This is a genomic window from Anaerococcus nagyae, from assembly GCF_017874535.1.
Taxonomy (GTDB): domain Bacteria; phylum Bacillota; class Clostridia; order Tissierellales; family Peptoniphilaceae; genus Anaerococcus; species Anaerococcus nagyae.
Genome location: NZ_JAGGLS010000005.1, coordinates 16917 through 36773, shown reverse-complemented (window position 1 = coordinate 36773; position 19857 = coordinate 16917). Strand labels below are relative to the sequence as shown.

Sequence of the window (19857 nt, the reverse complement as noted above, 5' to 3'; positions counted from 1 at the left end):
ATTGCTTGAAACTAATATAGACGATAGCACGGGGGAAATTTTAGGATTTTTGATGGATGAGTGTATGAATTATGCCTTGGATGTATTCTATACTCCAATATTTATGAAAAAAAATAGGCCGGCTTATAAGCTATCAGTAATTTGTGATTTAGATAGTGAAAAAAATATTGAAGATATAATATTTAAGCACTCTACAAGTATAGGTATAAGAAAGATTCCTATAAAAAGAGACATATTGGATCGCAAGGTAAAGATACTTACATATGATGGAGTCGACTACAAATATAAGATTGTAGATGATAAAGGTGAAAGATATGTATATCCTGAGTTTGAATCTGCAAAAGAACTCTCAAAGGTTATGAATGTAGGACTTAAAACTTCCTTTGATTTATTAAAAAAATTATATTATGAAAGAGAGAATTTATGAAATATTTTAAAATACTGATTTTGTCTTTAGTACTAATATTTACTGGATGCTCAAATAATGAAAATATTAGTAAAGAAAATGCTAAAAAAACAGTTACGGAGCAAAATAAAGAAGTTACTACAGATAAGAAGAGTAATGATGAAAAGAAGAAAGATGATAAAGAAAATCCCAATATAGTAGTTACAGACTTAGACGGTAATGAAATAAGTCTTGAAAAACCTCTTGATAAGGTAATTATCCAAGGTTCAAGCTCCGGGGGTCCTTTTATGACAATGATGTACTTGGATAAGGATAACTTTTTATCAAAAATAGCAGCTATGGATGATAGTGTAAAAAAAGACAGAAATGATTTTTATACACGTTTAGTAAAAGTTATGCCAGAAGTAGAGAAGGTTCCTAGAGTTGCTGATTTTATAGATAATGATTTTTCATATGAATCTATATTAAATCTTGATGCTGATGGAATAATAGCTCCAATTAGCTATAAGAGCCAAATAGAAGCTATTCAAGAAAAGATAGATATTCCGGTTTTTTATATTGATTATCATTCACAAGATTTTGATAAACATATAGCTTCAACTAAACTTATTGCTGAAGTTACTGGACTAAATAAAAATTTGAAAGAACTAATAGATTTTTACAGTTCAAAAGTAAATCCTATTTTAGAGAATAAATTTGATGAAAGTGAGAGACCTAGTGTTTATATAGAACACGGCTATGAGGGTGAGAAAGAATATGGAAATTCCTATGGTTCAAACAAGATGTGGGGCAAGATTATAGAAGATTGCGGTGGTCATAATATAGGTTCGGATGCGTTAAAATCAGATGAGGCCCTACCATTATCTAGTGAATATGTATTATCAAGAAATCCTGATAAAATTATTCTTACAGGGTCACAATGGATTGAAAAACCACACTCAATGAAGATGGGTTACGATACTAGCAAAGAAGATGTTGAAGAAAAAATCAACTTATATAATAATCGTCCAGGTTGGAGTGATCTAAAGGCAATCAAAGACCGTGAGTTATATGTAATTAGCCAACAATTAGTTAGGGATATGAGTGACTTTTATTCTTATGAATTTATAGCGAAATCTCTTCATCCTGAGGTGTATAGAAACTTAGACCCTGATAAGGATTTGGAAGAATTTTATGATAAGTTTATGCCAACTGATCTAGAAGGAACCTGGTCATATAAATATGGAGAAAAATAAAAAAATTATTAGCTTTGCTATTACACTTATTTTACTTGCCTTTGTAGATTTACTAATAGGGGAGAGCAATATTAGATTACTTAATCTATTTAGTTTAAGTAAAACTGAAAAAACTATTTTATTTGATATTAGATTACCGGAAGTGCTAACTTCTTTAGTAGTAGGTTTGTCCCTAGGTCTTGGAGGATCTATTATGCAGACTATATTAAATAATCCCTTAGCTGATCCCTTTACACTGGGAGTATCATCTGCTGCAGGATTTGGTGCAAGCTTATTTTTAAGTTTAGGCTTATCTTTATCATATATAGCTTTTGGTTCTATAGGATTTTCTTTGCTATCTATGGTATTTGTATATCGTATTTCTAGGAAAAAAGAAATGAATACAGAAGATATGATACTTGCGGGTATTGCTGTAAAGCTCTTCTTCGATTCTTTTATTTCACTTTTACAATACTTGGCTAGCGAGGAGACCCTATCGTCTATTGTATTTTGGCTATTTGGAAATGTAAATAAAACAAGTTATAAGCAAATACTTATAATAGCTATTGTATTTTGTATAGTTTTATTTTTATCTTTAAGAGACTCTTGGAAGCTAATGACTATGAGATTTGGAGAAACAAGAGCTGAGGCTATGGGTATAGATACTTCGAAATTAAAGATTAAATCGTTTATAATGGTGTCAATCTTAGCTGCTATAAGTGTTTCTTTTGTGGGAATAATAGGTTTTATAGGTATAATATCTCCTCACTTTGCTAGAAAACTGGTAGGGGAAGACCAAAGGTACTATTTAAGTCTATCATCTCTTATAGGTGCTATGCTTCTTGTTATATCTTCAATGTTATCAAAACTAATTAAGTCGGGTGTAATAATACCTATAGGTATTATATCTGCTTTGGTGGGCTTACCATTAATTTTTATTACAATTTTTGGAGATAGAGATGCTAGAAGTTAAAAATTTAAATATATCATATGATAAGAAAGTAGTAGAGGACTTAAGTTTTAAGCTAAATGCTGGTCAAGTAAATGTGCTTATGGGAAGAAATGGAGCAGGAAAATCATCTATTTTAAATGCGATAAGTGGACTGATTCCTTATAAAGGAGAAATTATAACTAAGGGTAAGATCTCTTATTTAAATCAAAATGTAAATACAGATGCTAATTTTACTGCTTTTGAAACAATTATTCTTGGGAAGGTGAATAGCCTTAATTTTAGGTTAGGCCAGCAGGATATAAAAGATGCAAATGATATTATGGATTTATTAAATATTAGTTCCTTTAGAGAGAAAAAGATAAATAGACTAAGCGGAGGAGAGGTACAAAAGATATTAATTGCACAAGCCCTTATATCTAATCCAAAAGTTTTACTCTTAGATGAACCAGCAAGCGCACTTGATTTAAAAAATCAATATGAAATTTTGACTATTATTAAAGACTTAACTAAAAAGTTAAATTTAACTACGCTTATAATATTACATCAAATAGAATTGATTGAAAAATTTGCAGACAATATTATACTGATTAATCAAAAAAAACTTTATAATATGGGTGATAAGAATACGATTTTTACAAAAAAAATGTTTAAAGAAGTTTATGAGCTTGATGCAAAGATAATAGATTATAATAGTGAACTTTTATTTTACTTTAATGCTAATGATTCTATAGGGTATAAATTATAGAAAAATGGGCTGTTGCAAAACTATGAATAACTATCATCCAATTATCAGAAGGTTCTTTTAGAAAAATTTTTACATAGTCTGCCGGATCGTGGAAGCAAAATTTCCGTATAGGTTTTTCTAATGATTTTGAGATTATTTATTCATTCTGCAACAGCCATTTAAAATTTTTATATTTTATTTTATAAATACAGATATACCATTAGGTATTACTGTTACACTACTATCATTACCCATGAGTTCATTTGCTTTTTCCATAGCTTCATCAAGTGTTTTTACTGGAATCATATGGAAAGTTTTAACTATTTCATCATCTACATCAGATATATAGATAATCGCTTTTGTTTTAAGTAAAACTCTGCATAGAATTTGAGATTCCCATTGATCAGGTATGGTTTCTTCTTTTGGTGTATCAAGGAAAGATTGATATAGTCTTTCTGTATCTGGCTCATTTACAAAAGCGTTATAGAAGGCATCTCCACCTGTACCATCGCTAGATTCAGCACTTACTATAATTACACCACCATCTTTAACTGTAGCTTCTGCAGCAGTCATTGATTTTACTGCTTGATAAATATTTTGATCTAGTGGATATCCGCCATTAGATGTTATTGCGATATCAGCTAATCTCTTGTCTACTCCAGCCTTTCCTTTAAGCCACTCTGTGCCGGCTTCATGAGCTTTTTCAAGATCTCCCGCTACTGCATGGATTACTTCTTTATCTGAATTTATTACTACATTTACTATATACACAAGACCAAGTGCTTTAGCTGCAGCTATCATATCTTTGTGAATAGGGTTATTTTCTAGATTACCTGTTCTAGCATATTCACTGTCGATAAATTCTGCGTTGTGGTTATACATTACTGCTTTACGACTACAGCAACCTGGGAATACGCTCTTTCTACCACCAGAGTAACCAGCAAAAAAGTGTGGTTCTATAAATCCTTCTGCTACTAATAAATCAGCCTCAGCTGCTAATTTATTTACTATTATATTGCCACCAGAAGGTAATTTTTCATCTAATGTTACTAGCATTGATTCATCATCACAATCATGGATATATATTTTCTCATTTTTATATATATTTTCTCCAATCTTACCAATTAATTCTTCCTTAGTAGTTCCTCTATGACATCCTGTGGCAACTAAAAGAGTTATATCGGCATCAGGGTTTCCTTCTCTAATTTCTTTAAGCATTAGTGGGAGTATGTATTTGCTAGGTACAGGCCTAGTGTGATCTGAAATTAGGATTACAACCTTATCTTTACCGACTGCTAATTCTTTAAGTTTTTTAGAATTTATAGGATTTTTCATTGCTTTTTTTACGATTGTAAGTTGATCGTCTTCTGGTTGGTATTCTTCAATACTTGCTTCAAGTACTCCATTAATTCTTTCGTTTGATATTTCTGTCTCTTGGAAACCTTTTCCATAAGGCAATTTAATTTTCATAAAATCCTTCTTTCTTAAATCTTAAAATAATTTTTTAAATTTTATTAACTATATTTTACTAGTTAGCTACAATTTGTTTTTGTAAAAAAAGCCATAAAATAATTATTTTACGGCTTTTCTAATTAGAATACTGAATCTACAATTAGCATTGCTAGTGGCATTAGAACAACTGTTACAATACCTGCAATTGCTATAGATAGTCCAGACATAGCTCCTTGGATTTGACCCATTTTTCTAGCTTCGCTAGTTCCTACTGCATGGGCAGAAGTGCCAATAGCTACACCTTGAGCAATTGGATCAGTAATTTTAAATACTTTTAATATTAGTGGAGCAATCGCTGCACCTATAACTCCTCTTAATACAACCATGATAGCTGTTAAGGCAACTATACCATTATATTCAGCCGTAAGTGATATTGCTATTGCTGTGGTTATTGATTGTGGTACTAAGGAAACTACTAGATCCTGATCAAGTCCTAGTCCTTTGGAAACAAAAATAGCCAAAATCATAGCAACAATTGATCCTACAATAACTCCTACCAATATTGGAATTATGTTTTTTCTTAGTGAATCTAAATTTAAATAAAGATCTAGAATCATAGCAACCGTTGCTGGTGCTATGAAGAAAGCTATAAAATCTCCACCCATTTTATAGTGTTCATAAGGTATGCCTGTTATCTTTAGAAAACCTACAATTAGAAGAATAGCTATTAACAACGGGTTAGCAATAGGATTTTTAACTTTGCTATTAATCCATTTTCCGATTTCAAAGGCAAGAAAGGATAGGATTATACCAAAGTAGGTATTATCAAATATCAAATTCATTTTTTTCTCCTTTGAAGACTTTGGACAATTATTCCTGTTACTCCCATAGTTACTGCGGTACCTACTAAAACAATTATAACTAGTTTTAATATTCTGCCTTGAATAACTTCATAGTTAGCCATGATACCAACTCCTACTGGTACAAATAAAAATGCTAAGTTAGCTAAGATACCATTTGAAGTTTTTTCTATTTCTTCTGGTTTAAGTATATTAAGTCTTAAAGCAATAAATAGGTAAATCATACCATATACTGCTTCTGGAATTGGAAAATTAATTGCTTTTCTTGTCAAAGAACCTAGTAGTAAACATGCACAAAGAATTACAAATTCTTTTAAATAATTCATAATAGATTCCTTTAAGCTTATAGACCGATAACTTTATCTGGATTAAGTATTTGATTTGGATCGAATACTTTTTTGATTCCTTTCATAAGATCAGTATTAAGGTCACCTTCGAATCCTTTTAGATATTTTAATTTACCATGTCCTATACCGTGTTCTCCCGAAATTTTTCCTCCAAGAGCATAGGCTTCTTTATAAATTACGTCCATGAATTTATCAACTTCTTCAACGAATTCATCGTGTTTATCTACTTCGTTTGATAGTGTATATATGTGTAGGTTACCATCGCCTGCGTGTCCAAAACTTTGAACGTCAAACATATAGTTCTTAGCTTCTTCATTTACGAAGTTAACGTATTCAGCTATTTTTGTAATTGGAACTACTACGTCACATTCATCTAATAATTCATATTGTGAATCAATAGCTTCTAGGAATGAGCTTCTTGCTGCCCAAGCATCTTTGATAGCATTTGGTGTATCAGCTACTAAGCAATCAATAGCGCCATTTTCTACTAATATTTCTGCGGCTCTTTCGAGAACATCATACAATTCATCTTCATTATCGCCGTCAAAAGTGATAAGTAGGTATGCGTTAGCATCAACTCCATCTATTTTTTTAGGGAATGTTTCTCTACCTATGTATTTTTCCGAAGCTAGAACTATTTTTCTTTCCATAAATTCAATAGCTTGTGGATTTAAATTATTTTTGAATAATTTAGGAACTGTGGATATACAGTCGTCTAGATTTTCAAATGGCACTATTAAAGAAATTGTAGCTTTTGGAGCAGGCACTATTTTAAGTGTTAATTCTGTTATTATACCTAGTGTACCTTCACTACCAATCATTAAATCTTTTAAGTCGTATCCTGTAGAAGATTTGCTTACTACTGCACCAAAATTTGTGATTTCACCAGTTGGTAAGACAACTTGCATACTTCTTACATAATCTCTTGTAGTTCCGTATTTTACAGCACGCATACCACCAGCATTAGTAGATACATTTCCGCCTAGAGTTGCAAATTTTTCACCTGGATCAGGTGGATATAAGTAACCTTTTGATAGGGCATCCATAGCCAAGTCATTTAAGAAAACACCAGGTTGAACGCGAACAACCATATTGTCTTCATCATATTCGAGGATTTGATTCATTGGTTGCATGTTAAGCATAACACCTTGTTTAATAGCTACACCAGCACCAGTTAAGCCTGATCCAGCTCCTCTTGCTAATACAGGGATTTTATTTTCATTACAAATCTTAAGTACAGCTGCTACTTCTTCTGCTGAGTGTATATCTACTAGTACATCAGGTGTTCCTGATCCATAAATAGGCATTTCATCGTGAAAAAAATCTTCGTTGATTTCTTCGCCAACGTATACATTACCAGAAACAGCATCTTCTATATCAAAGATGATGTCTTCAGTGATTTTGTTATAATCTGTCATAATTCCTCCTAAGATATTTTCAAATATTTGAAATTGTTATGATTTCGTTTTCATTATAACATAATTATTTTAGTTTGCAAAAATTTTATCTTAAATTTTTTATAAGATAAACTAAAATGTTTTATAAATGATAGACTAATTATTTTATTATTATAAATTTTTAAAGGAATTACGTAATTAAATTGCTTATTTTACTTATTTGTAATAGAAAGTATGGTGAAATTAGCATTGGTATATTAATTAATATATTAATGATGACAATTGGTGCATAAAGGATAAATAAATAACTAACGTAAATAGTATTTATGGTAGTATCTTAACTTAAAAAACATTTTCAAAATTAAATTCGTCAAAAAGAGTTGACAAATGCTAAAATTATTGTTATATTTGTAACAAGAAGTTAATAATATATGAATATGCAAGCCAATTGGGTATGTATATGAAAGAAAAGGAGAAATTATGTATAAATTAACTGAAGATCAACTTGAAATGCAACAAATGTTCAGAGATTTTGCTGAAAAAGAAGTAGCTCCAAAGGCTATTGAAGTAGATGAAGAACATAAATTTCCAGAAGAAAACGTTAAGAAGATGCAAGAACTAGGATTCTTCGGAATTCCTTTTGATGAAGAATACGGTGGCATTGGACTTGACACACTTACATACATATTAGCTGTAGAAGAATTATCTAAAGCTTGTGGTACAACAGGCGTTATTCTTTCAGCTCATACATCTTTATGTGCTGATTGTATCAATAAATTTGGTACTGACGAACAAAAAGAAAAATATCTTACACCATTAGCTTCAGGTGAGTCTATCGGAGCTTTTGCTCTTACTGAACCAGATGCTGGTACAGATGCTGCAGGACAAAAAACTGTTGCTGTACTTGATGGGGATCATTATGTACTTAATGGTTCTAAAATATTTATAACAAATGCTGGTTATGCTGATACTTATGTAGTATTTGCAATGACTGATAAATCTCAAGGTACAAGAGGGATTTCAGCATTTATAGTTGAAAAAGACTTCGAAGGATTTAAAACAGGTACTATTGAAGACAAAATGGGTATTAAGGGATCTTCTACAAGAGAATTAATATTTACAGATTGTAAAGTTCCTAAAGAAAATCTATTACTTGAAGAAGGTAAAGGATTTAAAATAGCAATGCAAACACTTGATGGTGGTAGAATCGGTATTGCTGCTCAAGCTCTTGGTATTGCTGAAGGCGCTTTAGCAAAAGCTACTAAATATGTTAAAGAAAGAGAACAATTTGGTAGACCACTTGCTAAATTCCAAAATACACAATTTAAATTAGCAGAAATGGCTATAGATATTGAATCTGCTAGACACTTAGTATACAAAGCAGCTACGCTTAAAGATGAAGGCGAAAGCTACACTGTAGCAGCAGCTACTGCAAAATTAAAAGCAGCAAGAGTAGCAATGGATGTAACAACTAAAGCTGTACAAATTCTTGGTGGGTATGGTTACATTAAGGAATACGAAGTTGAAAGAATGATGAGAGATGCTAAGATAACTGAAATTTATGAAGGTACATCAGAAGTTATGCTTATGGTTGTTGCCGGAGATTTATTGAAATAGTAATAAAAAAGGAGTAAAAATGAACATTTTTGTATGTGCAAAACAAGTACCGGATACAAATGAAATAAAAATTGATCCAGTTACAAATACTTTAGTGAGAAAAGGTGTTCCAAGTATTTTAAATACTTATGATTCATTTGCTTTAGAGCAAGCTTTAAGAATTAAAGATAATGATCCTGAAACAAAGATCGTTGTTATATCTATGGGACCAGGACAAGCTGAAGATATGCTTAGAGATTGTTTAGCTGTAGGCGCTGATAAAGCTTACCTTGTAACAGATAGAAAATTCGGTGGATCTGATACATTAGCTACAAGCTATATTTTATCTAATGCAATCAAAACAATTGCAAAAGAAGAAGGTGAACCTGATTTAATATTCTGTGGTATGCAGGCTATAGATGGTGATACTGCTCAAGTAGGTCCAGAAATTGCAGAGTTACTAGGATTACCTCAAGTTACACGTGGATTTAAGGCTGAACTTAATGATGAGGGTATCAAAGTATTACAAGAAGCAGATGGTGGAGCTAGAAATGTTCAATCTGTTATCCCTGCTTTAGTTACTTTCACTAAATATGCAGACATCGAATTAAGATATCCAAAGATAAAAGATAAATTAAAAGCTAAAAAAGCTGAAATTAGCCAAGTAACCTTTGAAGATATGTCTGATGTCATCGATCCATCAAGAATTGGATTAAAAGGTTCACCAACTAGAGTGGCTAAATCTTATGCTCCTGATATCCAAAAAGTAGGAGAAATCTATGAAGATCTAGCACCTGAAGAAGCAGTAAATAAGTTAATGGAATCATTAGCTGATAAAAAGCTTATTTAAGGAGGAAACATGTCAGAAAATAAAAATCTTTGGGTATTTGTAGAGACAAAAGAAGACGGATCAGCTATGAATGTTGGTCTTGAATTAATGAACCCTGGTAGGAAAATGGCCGATGTACTTCAAGAGCAATTAGTAGCTGTAATTATCGGTGAAAATGTAGAAAAAGCTCGTCAAGAAGTTAAAAAATATGGCGTAGATAGCATAATCACTGTAGAAGGCGAAGATTACAAAGATTACAATACAGATATTTATACAAATGCTTTATGTAAATTAGTTGAAAAACATAGTCCAAATGTAATCTTAATTGGTGCTACAATGAATGGTCGTGATTTAGGACCAAGAGTTTCATCAAGACTTGGAACAGGACTTACAGCAGACTGTACAGAGTTAGATGTAGACTTTGAAACAGGAGATGTAAAATGGACTAGACCAGCATTTGGTGGTAACTTAATGGCACAAATCTTATCTCCAGATTCTAGACCACAAATGGGTACGGTTAGACCTGGCGTATTCTCTAAAGAAGAAGTTGAAGCTAAGGAAAATATTGAAGAAATCTCAGAAACAATTGAGTATACAGATGAAGTTAGAACAAGAATCCTTGACTTTATCCCAAGAGATGAAGGAGACGATGTAGACTTGACAGCAGCTGAATATATAGTTTCAGGTGGACGTGGTCTAGGAGATCCTTCTAACTATAAACTTATCGAAGATTTGGCTGATGCTCTTGGAGGTTCTGCAGGATCATCTCGTCCTTTAGTAGATGCAGGATGGGTTACACACTCTCACCAAGTAGGCCAATCTGGTACAACTGTAGGACCTAAAGTTTATATAGCTGTAGGTATCTCAGGAGCTATTCAACACTTAGCTGGTATTGGTGCTAGTGATACTATCATTGCTATCAACAAAGATCCAGATGCACCTATATTCTCTGTAGCTGATTATGGAATAGTTGGAGATCTATTTGAAATATTACCAGTATTAACAGAAAAAATTAAAGAGAAAAAAGGCAATTAATATAATTTTATAAACAATAAATAATAATGATGTGATTTGAGCTACCTAGATATTTGAAATTTCATAAGTAAATATATGGGTAGCTTTAATTCTATAAATTTTAATTTGGTTTTTAAACATTAGGAGGAACTTATGACCTACGAGACCATAAAATATGAAATAAATGAATCAATTGCAAAAATAACAATCGATAGACCGGATGCTTTAAACGCACTTAATTCTGATGTTTTAAATGATCTAGATAAAGCTATAGAAGAAGTGAAAGATAATAGTGATTTAAGGGTATTAATTATTACTGGAGAGGGTAGATCATTTGTTGCGGGTGCTGATATAAAAGAAATGTCTGAATTAAATCCGATCCAGGCACGTGACTTTGGTAAAAAAGGTATATCTGTATTTAGAAAAATAGAAACATTACCTATTCCTGTTATAGCCCAAGTTAATGGGTTTGCTTTAGGCGGTGGTTGTGAGTTAGCTATGGCTTGTGATATTAGAATTGCTAGCGACAAAGCATTATTTGGTCAACCAGAAGTTGGTCTTGGAATTATGCCTGGTTTTGGTGGTAGTCAAAGACTTCAAAGACTTGTAGGACAAGGTTGGGCAAAATACTTAATCTACTCTGCAGAAAATATTAAAGCTGATAAAGCATTGGAAATTGGATTGGTACAAGATGTTGTAGAAGTTGATCAACTAGAACAAAGAGTTAATCAACTAGCTAATAGTATAGCTAGCAAAGCTCCAATAGCTGTAAAATTATCCAAAGAGGCTATAAATACTGGTGGTCAAGTAGATATAGATTCTGGTTTAAGAATTGAAGAAAATAACTTTGGATTAACCTTCTCAACAGAAGATATGAAAACTGGAACTAAGGCTTTTATAAATAAAGAAAAAGCTGAATTTCAAAATAAATAAGGAGAGTAATATGAAAATTGGTGTAATTGGTGCAGGTACAATGGGTGCTGGTATAGCAGAAGTAATGAGTAAACATTATGATGTTGTTGTAAGAGATATCAGTGAAGAATTTGTTGAAAGAGGAAGAAATACTATTACAAAATCTTTTGAGAAAGCAGTTGCAAAAGAAAGAATTACAGCTGAACAAAAAGATGAATATTTAGGTAGATTAAATTTTACAACAGATGTAAATGAACTTAAAGATTGTGATCTTATCATAGAAGCGGCAAGTGAAAATCCAGAAATCAAAAAATCTATTTTTAAAGAGCTTTGTGAACTTTGTGATGAAAAAACAATACTTGCTTCAAATACATCATCAATCTCTATAACAGAAATTGCAGCAGCTACAGGCAGAGCTGATAGAGTAATTGGTATGCACTTCTTTAATCCAGCAACAGTAATGAAACTTGTTGAACTTATAAAAGGTCTTACAACAAGTGATGAAACAGTTGCTAAAGTTAAAGAAATAACTGAAGCAATTGGTAAAACTCCTGTTGAAGTTAAAGAAGCTCCTGGTTTTGTTGTAAATAGAATTCTTATACCAATGGTTTCTGAAGGAATATATGTTCTTCAAGAAGGCTTAGCAACTCCAGAAGGAATCGATACAGCTATGAAACTTGGTGCAAACCATCCAATGGGACCACTAGAATTAGCTGACTTAATTGGTCTTGATATTGTATTAAATATTATGGACTACTTAAAAGATACAATCGGTTCTGATAAATATGCAGCTCCAGTTCTTCTTAGACAAAAAGTGGCAGCAGGTGAATTAGGTAGAAAATCTGGTAAAGGATTCTACGATTATAGTAAATAAGATATCAACGGATAACCATATAATAATTAATATAGAAAGGATATAAAATGACTAGAAAAGTAGTAATAGCAAGTGCAGCAAGAACACCAGTAGGTTCATATGGCGGAGCATTAAAATCAGTATCTGCTAAAGATTTAGGTATTACAGCAGTAAAGGAAGCTATCAATAGAGCTGGAATAAAACCAGAAGATGTAGATGAAACAGTATTTGGTTGTGTACTTCAAGCTGGTCTTGGACAAAATATAGCAAGACAAATTTCTCTAGGATCAGGTATTCCTAAAGAAAAGCCAGCAATGACTGTTAACATTGTTTGTGGATCTGGCCTTAGATCAGTATCATTAGCAGCTCAAATGATTAAAGCTGGAGATGCTGATATTGTTGTAGCTGGTGGTACAGAATCTATGTCTAACGCTCCATTCTTACTAAATGAAGAGAGATGGGGAGCTAGAATGGGAGACAAAAAAGTTGTTGATGAAATGATTAAAGATGGTCTTTGGGATGCATTTAATGACTATCACATGGGAATGACAGCTGAAAATATAGCTGAAAAGTATAATCTAACTCGTGAAGAACAAGATGAACTTGCGGCTATGAGTCAAAATAGAGCTGAAAAAGCTAGAGCTGAAGGTAGATTCAAAGATGAAATCGTACCAGTAGAAGTTAAAGATAGAAAAGGAAATGTTACAACTGTAGATACAGATGAACACATAAGAGAAGGCGTTACAGCTGAAGGTATTTCAGGTCTTAAACCTGCATTTAAAAGAGATGGCGGTTCTGTAACAGCTGCAAACGCATCTGGTCTTAATGATGGTTCAGCAGCATTAGTAGTAATGAGTGAAGAAAAAGCTAAAGAATTAGGTGTAACTCCACTTGCAACTGTTGTTTCTTATGCTACAGAAGGTGTTGATCCAGCAATTATGGGAACAGGCCCAATCCCTACAGTTAGAAAAGCATTAGAAAAAGCTGACTTAAATCTTGAAGATATTGAACTTATAGAAGCTAATGAAGCTTTCGCTGCTCAAGCTTTATCAGTTATTAAAGAATTAGGATTAAATACTGATATAGTAAATGTTAATGGTGGAGCAATAGCAATTGGTCACCCTATCGGAGCATCAGGAGCTAGAATTTTCACAACTTTATTATATGAAATGCAAAAAAGAGATGTTAAAAAAGGTCTTGCAACACTTTGTATAGGTGGTGGAATGGGTACAGCTATTGTCGTTGAAAGATAATATTTAAAGTAAAATAAAAAATGATCTCCCAGATATTAAGATTTGGGAGATCATTTTTATACACTAGCTTATTGGTAGGAGTGTAGAATACGTTAAAAATATATTTATTCTAGATATTTATTATCAATGATGCTATAATGGTTTTATATAAAGAAAACGATTTTAAAATAAATTTAGAGAGGTATTTATGGATTTTAAGCAAGAATATGAAAAAAAGCTTATAAGTGTAGAAGAGGCTGCTGGTCTAGTTAAAGATGGTGATTGGGTTGATATAGCGTGGTGTGCATTAACTCCAAAGGCTTTTGATGAAGCTTTAGCTAAAAGAGTAGATGAACTTCATGATGTGAAAATTAGAGGTGGAGTAGTTCCTTATCAATTAGCAATAGGAGAGGCCGATCAAACTGGAGAACACTTTATTTATCATTCTTGGCACTCTTCTGGTACTGAAAGAGCTCTTATAAATAAACGTGATCACAGTGCGTATTTTATTCCTATTAAATACAGTGAAATAGGTAGATACATTAATGAAAATGCTGAAAAGGCTAGCCTAGCTGTTATGCAAGTATCTCCGATGGATAAACACGGTAACTTTAACTTTGGTTTATCTGCAAGTCATGCTTGGGAAATATTTAATAATGCTGAAAAGGTAGTTTTAGAAGTAAATGAAAATGTACCAGTAGCTTACGGCGGATACTTAAACTATATTAATATCAAAGATGTAGATTATGTATATGAAGCAAATTATGATATGTTAACTTTAGGCAAAGCTAACTTTGGTGAAGAAGAGCTTAAAGTTGCTGAAAATGTAGTGGGATTATTAAGAGATGGAGATTGTCTACAAATAGGTATAGGTGGACTTCCTAACGCTATAGGATCAGAAATTGCTAAATCAGATCTTAAAGATCTAGGTGTTCATACGGAAATGTACGTAGATGCTTTTGTTGAAATGGCTAAAGCTGGTAGAATTTCTGGTATGAAGAAAAATCGTGATGTAGGTCGTCAAACGTATGCATTTGCTGCAGGTAGTCAAGAACTTTATGATTATATAGATCATAACGAAGAATTAATGGCAGTTCCAGTAGGATATGCGAATGATGTAGATGTTATTGCATCTTTGGATAACTTTGTATCTATTAATACAGCTATGCAAGTGGATTTATGGGGACAAATTTCTTCCGAAACAGTTGGAACTAGACATATTTCTGGAGCAGGTGGAGCACTAGATTTCATTTTAGGTGCATATAGATCTAAAGGTGGTCGCTCAATAGTTGCTCTTAAATCTTCTAGAGTTGATAAAGAAGGTAACAGAGTATCAAATATTGTACCTACATTTAAGCCAGGTACTCAAGCAACTGCAGTCAGAAGCAATACTCACTATATAGCTACAGAACAAGGTATTAAAAACTTTAAAGGATTATCAACATGGCAAGCAACTGAAGCTTTAATAAATTTAGCTCATCCAGATAATAGAGATGAATTAATAAAAGAAGCTGATGAGTTAGGAATTTGGAGAAATTCTAATAAATAAAAAAGAAGGGGATGCTAATGAGCATCCTTTTTGTTTAGTCCTAATATTAGATTTAATGTAAGCTATAATAATATTATTATTTATCTTTAGAAATTTTCCTTTCCATAGGACTAAACGATGTGGTAGCTTCTGCAGATAAGTTATAGTTATTATCAAAAATTTGACAGTTTATTACTATTATTTTTTTACCTCTTTTAATAGTTTTTGCTTCAGCGTAAACATAATCTCCCTCTTTAACTCTTATTGGATTTAAATAATAGATACTCATATTATTTGTAGGGGTCATTATTTTTATACTACTAGCCAGATAACCACTAACTGAATCTGCTATACTTGCAGTAATACCTCCATGGAGACTATTTATATTATTAGCAAATTCTTTTTTTAACTTAATCCTTGCTTTAACAAATTCGTTATTACATTCTAAATACTCAATATTTAATATATCACTAAAATTCACAATTACCTCTTTATTACTTTTGTATAAATTAAAATTTCATACTTAATACACATAATACTATACCTTTATAAAAGACTTTACATTAATGAGGGCTTTTAATTTGATTTGGGTATATTAATATTAGGCAAACAATTTCAATGTTTGTAAAAGATTAATAATATTAAACAATAGGAGATAATATGTCATATAATTTACCAAAAGATATAGAAGAATTTAGACAATACGTTAGGGATTTTGCTGAAAAGAAAGTAAAACCAATTGCTTTTCAACTAGATCAAACAAAAGAATTCCCAAAAGAAATAGTTAAAGAGATGGGAGAACTTGGTTTATTTGGTATTCCTTTTCCAGAAAAATGGGGTGGAGCTGGACTTAGCCAAAAGCATTATGCAATAGCTGTAGAAGAGCTTTCTAGAGTAGATGGTGGTGTTGGTGTTATTTTATCAGCTCATACGTCTCTTGGTACATGGGGTATCAATGAATTTGGTACTGACGAACAAAAGGAAAAATATTTAAAACCACTTTGTGATGGTAGATCTATTGGTGGTTTTGGTCTTACAGAAGATAATGCAGGTTCTGATTCAGCTGGAACAGAAACAACAGCAGAAGATAAGGGAGAGTATTACCTACTAAATGGTAAGAAAATTTACATTACAAATGCACCTGAAGCTCAAACATACCTAGTAACAGCAGTTACAGAACCAGGCAAGGGTAATCATGGTATCTCAATGTTTATTGTTGATAAAGATTTTGAAGGATTTACATTCTCAGAACCATACGATAAATTAGGTATTAGATCATCAGTTACTGCTGAACTTCATTTTGATAATGTAAAAGTTCCAAAAGAAAACTTGCTTGGAGAACTAGGCAAGGGATTCAAACAAGCAATGATGATTCTAGACGGTGGTAGAATAGGTATAGCTGCTCAAGCTCTAGGTATTTCACAAGGAGCTTATGAATCAGCTAAGGAATATACTATACAACGAGAACAATTTGGTAGATCAATTGCACAATTCCAAAATACACAATTTATGCTAGCTGATATGGCTACTCAAATAAAAGCAGCTAGACTTTTAGTATATGATGCAGCAGATAAAAAAGAAAACCATGAAAAAGGTTATGGCAAAGATGCGGCTATGGCAAAATTATTTGCTTCGGATTTAGCTGATAAAGTTACATCAGATGCCCTACAACTTTACGGTGGATCTGGATTTATCAAGGGTGTAGATGTTGAAAGACATTATAGAGATGCTAAGATTACTCAAATCTATGAAGGTACTAATCAAATCATGAGAGTAGTAATTGCAAGTTATCTATTACCAAGACCAGAAAAATCTGAAAAAGGTGAAAATAAAGAAACTGGTGAAAAGAGAAGAAGAAAACCGAAAACTTCTATAGTAGGAGATAGAAAGAAAGAAATATTTAAGGGTGACCCAAAAGAATCAGCTAAGAAGTTAGTAGAAGCTCTAAAAGCTGATGGCTATACATTTGATAAAAAAGATATGGATCCAGACTATGCATTTGAAGATTCTGATAGAGTAGTATCTTTTGGTATGGGTATAGGTGAAGAGCAAAACAAAGAAATCATCAAAGAATTAGCTAAAGAAACAGGAGCAGCAATAGGAGGATCACGTCCAGTTGCAGAAGTTAAGAGATATTTACCACTGGATAGATATATAGGTTTATCAGGACAAAAATTTAAAGGTGATCTATACATTGCAGTAGGTATTTCAGGGGCTTTACAACACTTACAAGGAATCACAGATGTTAAGACAATAGTTGCAATCAATAATAACGAAAGTGCACCATTCTTTAAGAATTGTGATTATGGTATAGTGGGAGATTTTCACGAAGTTGTACCAGCTCTTATAGAAGAAATTAAAAAAGCTTAATAAAATTAAAATGGGGTTGTTTCAGATTCATAGATATCTATCGTTCCATCATTTGATTCTATAAGAAAGTTTGAGATTTAGCCAGCAGGTTTATGGAAGCATAAACCTGTCGGCTTACAGATATACTTTTTGATAGGGTTTTCGAATGATTTTGGAACGATCTATCTATTTTGTAATAGCCCCATTCCTTATTGTTTACTTATATTTGTTCTAATAGATTTTAGATTGTTACTAAGTTCATATATAGGAATTGTATCTTTATAGATTTTTTGATTATTTTTTTTGATATAATCACACAGATTTATCATCCAAACCACTATATATTTAGATAAGTAAAATCCTTGTATACCATTTGCTATAATAGACCTTCTGCCATTTATTACTATATCATCCCTGATTTTTGCAAAATAATTAGTGAAGTATTCATTGGACTTATCGTCTATTATAATAGCTTCTATTAGGCTTGATAGAGCTTTTATATAAATATCATTCATAGGATTTACAACAAATTCTATTTCATTATTTGAATTAAGAAATATATCCTCTTTAACCTTATAACTATCGTATGAGTCTCTGTATTTTTTTATATTGAAATCATTAAAAAAATTAGGATATAGACCATATGGGTATTTAGATTTTTTTATTGTATTTTTTAAAAATTCCAGTTCATAAGTGCCGTTATCAAAGGATGCAATAAAAATAGGTGAAAGTATTACTAATAATTTTAACCTTTTTGATTCAATATCATTTGGAAAAATTAGTTTTATTGAATCATAAGACTTTTCTATTGCTACATTCATTGGATAACATCAAAAAACTTAGCTTCATTAGCTTTTGATAAATCTTTGGGATTTATTTTTAAACTATGACCAATCTTACCTGCAGATACTTTTATGAACTCCATATCGTTAGCACTTTTATCTATTATAACTGGAAAATCTTTTTTCATAGCAAGAGAAGTAGTGGCACCTCTTTCATAACCTACCTTTGGTTTTAATTCTTTAAGAGCAAGCATTTCTAAACTTTTGACTCCAACACATCTTGCTGCTTTTTTAAAGTCAATACTAGCTGCTCCTGGTATAACAAAAATATAAATATCATTTGTGTTTGATATAGTTGCTAGTGTTTTGTAAATATAGTCTATGTCTTGATGAGTTTTTTCTGATAAATCTACTGAGGATACAAAGTCCCCTTCAAGTCCGTAGTCTATATGTTCATAGTTTATATTAAGCTTATCTAAAACTCTCATTGCATTAGTTTTTATTTCTTTTTTCATAAAATCACTTCCTATCAAATTATTATACTACTTATTAGAATAATTAATGGGTATAAAGCAAAGGAGAATTGGAGTGGATATGAAAAACGAAATTATTATTACCTATATATACCATAGTTGTTATACAGTAGAAACAGAAGATCTATTTATAATATTTGATTACTATAAAGGTGTACTTAATATACCAGAAGATAAAGAAGTTATATTTGTTGCAAGTCATGGACATGACGATCATTATACTTCGGAAATTTTAAAAGTTCCTGGTATGGAAGATAAAACATATATTTTAAGTTCTGATATTGGCAGTTTGGAGAAGAATGAAAATATTATCTATATAAAAAATAATAAACTTTCAATGGATCAGTTAAAAAGTCTTTATTCTTCTAAGAATGTACATTTTATAAATAAGAATCAAACCTATAAAATAAAACTTAACAATGGGTTTAAGCTTAAAATTAAGACATTTGGATCTACAGATAAGGGTGTTTCTATATTATTATATTTAGATAATATAGAAATATTTCATGCTGGTGATTTAAATTATTGGGCTTGGAAAGATAATGATGATGTTACTATGAAAAAAGAATACGATGATTTCATGGAAGAGATTGATAAGATAAAAAAAGAAAATATAGATATAGCTTTCTTTCCAGTAGATTATAGATTAGAAGAAAATTATTATAAGGGGGCAGATATTTTTATCAAGGAAGTCAAGCCTCAAGTATTCTTTCCTATGCATTTTGGATCAAATGAAGAAATATCTCTCACTTTTAAAGAAAATCACACTTACCCTAAAACAGAAGTAAGAGCAATATATGAGCAAAATCAACAAGTAATAATAGATATGAAAGATTAATTATGGTATAAATATTATAATGTGACTTAACAAAATTAA

Annotated in this window: 20 protein-coding genes; 13 read left to right on the top strand and 7 right to left on the bottom strand. The window is 31.6% G+C overall.

Features of this window, described 5'->3' with window-relative positions; all coding sequences use genetic code 11:
* The first annotated feature begins 1 nt into the window (after position 1).
* The 4 genes from larC2 to J2Z39_RS04935 are packed head-to-tail and all read left to right on the top strand — an operon-like array spanning position 2 to position 3317.
* Complete coding sequence (gene larC2, locus J2Z39_RS08595; RefSeq protein WP_209814049.1) at positions 2–427, top strand: nickel pincer cofactor biosynthesis protein LarC2; 426 nt, start codon at positions 2–4, stop codon at positions 425–427.
* On the top strand, positions 424–1641 hold the full coding sequence (locus J2Z39_RS04945; RefSeq protein WP_209814048.1) for an ABC transporter substrate-binding protein: 1218 nt from the start codon (positions 424–426) through the stop codon (positions 1639–1641). The genes larC2 and J2Z39_RS04945 overlap by 4 nt, the downstream gene beginning before the upstream one ends.
* Entirely contained in the window at positions 1628–2593 is a 966-nt protein-coding gene (locus tag J2Z39_RS04940; RefSeq protein ID WP_209814047.1) for a FecCD family ABC transporter permease, read from the top strand. The genes J2Z39_RS04945 and J2Z39_RS04940 overlap by 14 nt, the downstream gene beginning before the upstream one ends.
* A complete protein-coding gene (locus J2Z39_RS04935) occupies positions 2580–3317 on the top strand; it encodes an ABC transporter ATP-binding protein (protein ID WP_117521738.1) in 738 nt (245 codons plus the stop codon). Before J2Z39_RS04940 ends, J2Z39_RS04935 begins: the two co-directional genes overlap by 14 nt.
* 174 nt (positions 3318–3491) lie before the next feature.
* On the opposite strand, the gene larA is transcribed toward J2Z39_RS04935, so the two are convergent.
* The 4 genes from larA to J2Z39_RS04915 form a co-directional block, all read right to left on the bottom strand.
* Positions 3492–4766, bottom strand: coding sequence for a nickel-dependent lactate racemase (gene larA / locus J2Z39_RS04930; RefSeq protein ID WP_209814046.1), 1275 nt, complete (start codon positions 4764–4766; stop codon positions 3492–3494).
* A gap of 122 nt (positions 4767–4888) precedes the next feature.
* On the bottom strand, positions 4889–5581 hold the full coding sequence (locus tag J2Z39_RS04925) for an LrgB family protein (protein ID WP_117521912.1): 693 nt from the start codon (positions 5579–5581) through the stop codon (positions 4889–4891).
* A 5-nt stretch (positions 5582–5586) separates the two neighbouring features.
* Complete coding sequence (locus J2Z39_RS04920; RefSeq protein WP_117521736.1) at positions 5587–5934, bottom strand: CidA/LrgA family protein; 348 nt, start codon at positions 5932–5934, stop codon at positions 5587–5589.
* Positions 5935–5951: 17 nt separating this feature from the next.
* Entirely contained in the window at positions 5952–7373 is a 1422-nt protein-coding gene (locus J2Z39_RS04915) for an FAD-binding oxidoreductase (protein ID WP_117521735.1), read from the bottom strand.
* Positions 7374–7832: 459 nt separating this feature from the next.
* Here J2Z39_RS04915 and J2Z39_RS04910 point away from each other — a divergent pair, with 459 nt between their 5' ends.
* The 7 genes from J2Z39_RS04910 (at position 7833) to J2Z39_RS04880 (ending at position 15337) form a co-directional block, all read left to right on the top strand.
* Positions 7833–8969 (top strand): acyl-CoA dehydrogenase, encoded by a 1137-nt coding sequence (locus tag J2Z39_RS04910; protein WP_117521734.1) that lies wholly within the window; start codon positions 7833–7835, stop codon positions 8967–8969.
* A gap of 19 nt (positions 8970–8988) precedes the next feature.
* Complete coding sequence (locus tag J2Z39_RS04905) at positions 8989–9798, top strand: electron transfer flavoprotein subunit beta/FixA family protein (RefSeq protein ID WP_117521733.1); 810 nt, start codon at positions 8989–8991, stop codon at positions 9796–9798.
* A 9-nt stretch (positions 9799–9807) separates the two neighbouring features.
* Positions 9808–10812 carry an electron transfer flavoprotein subunit alpha/FixB family protein gene (locus J2Z39_RS04900; RefSeq protein WP_117521732.1) on the top strand — a complete coding sequence of 335 codons (1005 nt, stop codon included), beginning with the start codon at positions 9808–9810 and terminating at the stop codon, positions 10810–10812.
* 132 nt (positions 10813–10944) lie between these two features.
* The gene (locus J2Z39_RS04895) at positions 10945–11724 is read left to right on the top strand and encodes an enoyl-CoA hydratase-related protein (RefSeq protein ID WP_209814045.1); all 780 of its coding nucleotides are present in this window, start codon (positions 10945–10947) and stop codon (positions 11722–11724) included.
* A 10-nt stretch (positions 11725–11734) separates the two neighbouring features.
* Positions 11735–12577, top strand: coding sequence for a 3-hydroxybutyryl-CoA dehydrogenase (locus tag J2Z39_RS04890; protein ID WP_117521730.1), 843 nt, complete (start codon positions 11735–11737; stop codon positions 12575–12577).
* Between the two features lie 47 nt (positions 12578–12624).
* On the top strand, positions 12625–13809 hold the full coding sequence (locus tag J2Z39_RS04885) for an acetyl-CoA C-acetyltransferase (RefSeq protein ID WP_117521729.1): 1185 nt from the start codon (positions 12625–12627) through the stop codon (positions 13807–13809).
* A gap of 187 nt (positions 13810–13996) precedes the next feature.
* Positions 13997–15337 carry an acetyl-CoA hydrolase/transferase C-terminal domain-containing protein gene (locus tag J2Z39_RS04880; RefSeq protein WP_117521728.1) on the top strand — a complete coding sequence of 447 codons (1341 nt, stop codon included), beginning with the start codon at positions 13997–13999 and terminating at the stop codon, positions 15335–15337.
* 76 nt (positions 15338–15413) lie between these two features.
* Here the strand turns inward: J2Z39_RS04880 and J2Z39_RS04875 are convergent, their stop codons facing one another.
* On the bottom strand, positions 15414–15797 hold the full coding sequence (locus J2Z39_RS04875; protein WP_181965130.1) for a PaaI family thioesterase: 384 nt from the start codon (positions 15795–15797) through the stop codon (positions 15414–15416).
* Positions 15798–15976: 179 nt separating this feature from the next.
* On the opposite strand from J2Z39_RS04875, the gene J2Z39_RS04870 reads away from it, so the two are divergent.
* Positions 15977–17686 carry an acyl-CoA dehydrogenase family protein gene (locus J2Z39_RS04870; RefSeq protein WP_117521726.1) on the top strand — a complete coding sequence of 570 codons (1710 nt, stop codon included), beginning with the start codon at positions 15977–15979 and terminating at the stop codon, positions 17684–17686.
* Positions 17687–17874: 188 nt separating this feature from the next.
* On the opposite strand, the gene J2Z39_RS04865 is transcribed toward J2Z39_RS04870, so the two are convergent.
* Together J2Z39_RS04865 and J2Z39_RS04860 are read right to left on the bottom strand one after the other, a co-directional pair.
* Positions 17875–18486, bottom strand: a complete 612-nt coding sequence (locus J2Z39_RS04865; protein WP_117521725.1) for a hypothetical protein — start codon at positions 18484–18486, stop codon at positions 17875–17877.
* Entirely contained in the window at positions 18483–18962 is a 480-nt protein-coding gene (locus J2Z39_RS04860; RefSeq protein WP_209814044.1) for an aminoacyl-tRNA deacylase, read from the bottom strand. The genes J2Z39_RS04865 and J2Z39_RS04860 overlap by 4 nt, the downstream gene beginning before the upstream one ends.
* 79 nt (positions 18963–19041) lie before the next feature.
* Between J2Z39_RS04860 and J2Z39_RS04855 the strand changes: the two genes are divergently transcribed.
* Entirely contained in the window at positions 19042–19818 is a 777-nt protein-coding gene (locus tag J2Z39_RS04855; protein WP_117521911.1) for an MBL fold metallo-hydrolase, read from the top strand.
* The last annotated feature ends 39 nt before the right edge of the window (positions 19819–19857 follow it).